Source organism: Streptomyces sp. SID3343 (assembly GCF_009865215.1).
GTDB lineage: Bacteria > Actinomycetota > Actinomycetes > Streptomycetales > Streptomycetaceae > Embleya.
On sequence record NZ_WWJX01000305.1, the window covers coordinates 1 to 4,107 of the forward strand.

The window sequence follows — 4,107 nt, forward strand, 5'->3', positions numbered from 1 at the left end:
CTCGAAGCCGCCGCGCGCGATCCGCAGCACCGCGTCCCGCATCGCCCGCCCTCGCGCCAACTCGGCCGCCGTCACCGCGACGCGCGCGGGATCGAGCCGAAGTCGGCTCACCGCAAGCCAGTCGGCCAAGTCGCCGGGCGCGTGCAGCACTTCCCACCGGGACAGTTCGCCGGGGCCACCCGTGGTCAGGAACTCCAGGCACAGTGCGCCCGGATCGAAGAGATACGCCCTGCCGTCCCGCGAGTGCAGGACTACCCCGGTTGCCGACTCCATCCTGTAACCACTCCCACCGGTCGCACGTGACCCCGATCCCACCCGAGCCGCCGGGCCGGCGCGAGAAAACCACCGCGAGAACGACCAACCGCCGCGAGACGGACCAACCACCACGGGAAGAATCAACCGCCGCGAGACGGACAAACAACCGCGAGACGAACCACGTCGGGAAGGACCACCGCGACGCAGACCTCCGCCACCGAACCCACCCCGACGCGCCCCGCCCCGAGGTCTACCGCTGCCGGATCACGGCCTCCTGCACCACCGACGCGACCAGCACACCGTCGTGGTTGTAGAACTCGCCCATCGCCAACCCCCGCGCGTCCTGCGCCGACGGCGACGCCTGCGCGAACAGCAGCCACTCGTCCGCCCGGAACGGCCGCAGGAACCACACCGCGTGGTCGAGCGAGGCCATCTGGAGCTTGGCCGGGTTGGTGATGTACGGCCGCGCCGCCGTGCCCGCGAGGGTCAGGTCGGACATGTACGTGAGCCCGCACACATGCAGCAGCGGGTCGTCCGGAAGCTGCTTGGCGGCGCGCATCCACACCCTCTGATGCGGGATGCCGTCGACGGTGTGCGTGTCCGGAGCCGCGTCCGGCGGTACGAAGCGCAGGTCCATGAGCAGCCGGGTCTGCGACTCCTCGTAGTGCGCGCGCTCCTCGGCGGACAGCTTCTCGTAGGGGTCGGGGAGATCCTCCGGCAGCGGTACGTCCGGCATCGCGCGGCGGTGCTCGGGGGTGACCTCCGGGACCTTGAACGATGCCGAAAGGGTGAAGATCACCGCGCCGTGCTGGACGCCCGTGACCCGCCGGGTCGCGAACGAGCGTCCGTCGCGGACCCGGTCGACCTGGTACACGATCGGCGCCGTCGTACTGCCGGGGCGCAGGAAGTAGCTGTGCAACGAGTGCACATGACGGTCCGGTACCACGGTGCGGCCCGCGGCCACCAGGGCTTGCGCGGCGACCTGCCCGCCGAAGGCGCGCAAAGGCGCACCCGCGTGGCACCAACCGCGGAAGATGTTCTCCTCGATCTGCTCAAGCCTGAGCAGGTCGAGGAAGGTCTCGGCCCGGCCAGGGCCCTCGTCGGCAAGATCGTGTTCGGTCACGCTGCCCATGATGGACTACGGCCCCTCGGGGTGTGGCGGCCAGGAAGGACAACCGGGCCGCGCGGGGTGCGAAACCACGCGCCGAAGGTCGACCGCGGCGCGCGGCGGCCCCCGTGACCGGCCCCCGTGGCCGCCCCTCGTGACCGGCCCGCGTGACCGATCCCCGCGATCGGCCCCCCGTGACCGACCCTCGCGACCGACCCAGCCTCAGGACGCCGCCCTCAGGACGCCGAGCCCAGGAACGACTTGACGATCGGCCCGGCCGACTGTCCGCCGGTGATGCCGCCCTCGACCCACACCGCGACCGCGATATCGCCGCGGTAGGCGACCATCCACCCGTTGTTCGGCTTGCCCTCGCCGACCTCTGCGGTACCGGTCTTGGCGCCCACATCGCCGCTCAGCCCCGCGAGCGCGCCACGCGCGGTGCCCTCGGTGACCACGGACTTCATCAGTGTGCGCAGTTGGCCGCTCACCGCCGGGGTCAGCGACTTGGAAGCCTTCCAGAGCTGTTCCGTGTCGGGGGTCAGGTGCGGCTGGCGGAACGTGCCCGACTTCGCGGTCGCCACGACCGACGCCATAGTGAGAGGGTTCATCAGGACTTCCCCCTGACCGATCATGTCCGCGGTCTTCATGGTGTCGCCGGTCGCGGCCGGGACGCGGCCGTCGAACGAGACGATCCCCGTCTTCCAGTCGCCGCCGATACCGAAGTAGTCGTGCGCGACCCGGGACAGATCCTCGCCGTTCAGCTTGCTCTGGAGGGCGGCCATCGTCGTGTTGCACGACTGCGCGAAAGCCTGCTTGAACGAGGCGTCCGGATAGGCCCGCCCCTCCGAGTTGGTGAACGCCCGCCCGCCCGCGTTCGCGGTCTCCGGACAGCCGACCTTGGCGTCCAGGGTGACCGCGCCCATTTCGAGCAGCGTCGCGGCGGTGACGATCTTGAGCGTCGAGCCGGGCGGGGTCCGCCCCTGGAACGCGTTGTTGGCGCCGGCCGCCGGGTTGTTGACCACGGCGACGATCTCGCCGGTGCTGATCCGGACCGCCGCGAGCGCCGTGGTCCGCGACTCGCCCTTCACCGCCCGCTCGGCCGCCGCCTGGAGCTTGGCGTCGAGCGTGGTCTCGATGCCGCCTTCCTTGGGGGGTGCGGCGGTGGGGTCGCCGACCTTGGCGATCTCCTTGATCGGCGTGCCGTTGCCGGCCTGGACGAGCGTGATCGTCCCGCTGTCGGAACCCTTCTCGCCGGGCTTGGACTTGCGCAGCAGGCCGTCCTGGATCCCGCTCAGCGCGGGATGCTCGGCCGCGGGCAGCGCCGTACCGTCCTTGGCGTGCAACACCGGCCCGCCCGGACCGCTCTGCGTGCGGACCAGCTTGAATCGGGTCTGGGCCGACAACTCGGGGTGCAACACCGAGGGCGCCCACGTGACGACGTAGCCCTTGCCCGCCTGCGCGCCGGCCTTGGCCTCGGCGACGTTGAGCGTGCCGGTGTACGTCCAGTCGCCGGCCGACCCGACGGTCATCTTCGCCTCGAACGACACGGGTATGGCGCCGCCGGGAAGTTCGGGCTTGGGCTCGGCCGCGGTCAGGGTACGCGCTCGGATGTCGAGACCCGTATTGAAGTTCACCAGGGCGTCCGCCGCCGGGGTCGGGTCGTCGGTCAGCGCCGCCGCGCCCCTCCAGTTGCCGGCCCCCCACTCGGCGAGGAACCGGCGGGCGGCGTTGCTCGGGCTCTTCTCGCCGGTTGGCTGAGTCGAGGACGGGCTCGATTCGGTGTACGTGTCCGCGTCCTTGAGAAACGAATACGCCCCGTAACCCACTCCGCAGACCAACAGCAGCACCACCACCAACGCCACCAGGCCCACGACTAAGCCGCTGCGTCGGCCCGGTTCTTCGTCGTCGTCGTACACGTCAACCCCCCATGCCTTGCGCCGATCCCCTCGACGGACCCGAGAGTGTACGAGGCATCCAAAGGGTCGGTACTCCCCGGGGTCGACCGGTTACGTCCGGCGGGCACGGTTCCGGACCCCACCCGGTTGCCCAACCTGCGGATACGCCAAGTACCCCCGAAACGCGATCAGTTCGTGAGCAGCGCGACCAGACGCGCCGTCAGATCGGCGGCCCGGCCGCCCATGACACGAAACGCCTCGATCGGCTCGCCCATCGGATCGTCGAGTTCGTCGCCCGGTCGCGCGAGTCGGTTCGCCGGCCGCGTCGCGTCGACTCCGGCGATCCACTCGTCGCCGGACAGGGCGCCCCGGGGACCGAACTTTTCGCCCAGGCGCACGAGTTCGCCGAGCAAGAAGGTGTACGGCATGGCCTCGGGGGCGAGCGTGTCCACCGCCCACTGGTGCTCGCGTGACATGCCGACCACCAGGTCGGCCGAGCGCAGCAGGTCTGCGGTCAGCTTGCGGCTTCGGTGCCCGCCGGGGTCGATGCCGTACTCCACCAGCACCTGCACGCTGTGGTCGGCCATCGGTTTCGCGTTCCAGTCGATGGTGCCGGCCGAGGTGACGTCGGCCGGGAACGGCGAGCCGGCCAGCCGGTGGCGCAGCATCGCCTCGACCAAGGGGGAGCGGCAGATGTTGCCGCTGCATACGACCAGGACCGACGCGGCACGCGCATTCGCAGTCACGTCGCGGAGCATAGGCCGGCCTCGACCGACGCGGCGACGGGGGTCGCGAGCCGTTCACCCCGACGCGCCGCCCGCGGTCGCCGGCCCCGCGCGCCCGGGCTCG

At 71.0% G+C, this 4,107-nt stretch carries 4 protein-coding genes; all 4 read right to left on the bottom strand.

Going from position 1 to position 4,107, the window contains the following annotated elements:
* Positions 1 to 273: ABATE domain-containing protein (locus GT354_RS10435; RefSeq protein WP_202511727.1), on the bottom strand; the 273-nt coding region annotated here is incomplete at its 3' end.
* A 232-nt stretch (positions 274 to 505) separates the two neighbouring features.
* Positions 506 to 1,387, bottom strand: a complete 882-nt coding sequence (locus GT354_RS10440; RefSeq protein WP_161356002.1) for an acyl-CoA thioesterase II — start codon at positions 1,385 to 1,387, stop codon at positions 506 to 508.
* Between the two features lie 212 nt (positions 1,388 to 1,599).
* Entirely contained in the window at positions 1,600 to 3,279 is a 1,680-nt protein-coding gene (locus GT354_RS10445; RefSeq protein WP_161356003.1) for a penicillin-binding transpeptidase domain-containing protein, read from the bottom strand.
* A gap of 167 nt (positions 3,280 to 3,446) precedes the next feature.
* Entirely contained in the window at positions 3,447 to 4,004 is a 558-nt protein-coding gene (locus tag GT354_RS10450; RefSeq protein WP_161356004.1) for a low molecular weight phosphotyrosine protein phosphatase, read from the bottom strand.
* Positions 4,005 to 4,107: the final 103 nt, after the last annotated feature.

Coding starts and splice junctions, on each gene's coding strand:
- GT354_RS10440 (WP_161356002.1), bottom strand. CDS start 1,387: ATGGGCAGCGTGACCGAACACGATCTTGCCGACGAGGGCCCTGGCCGG.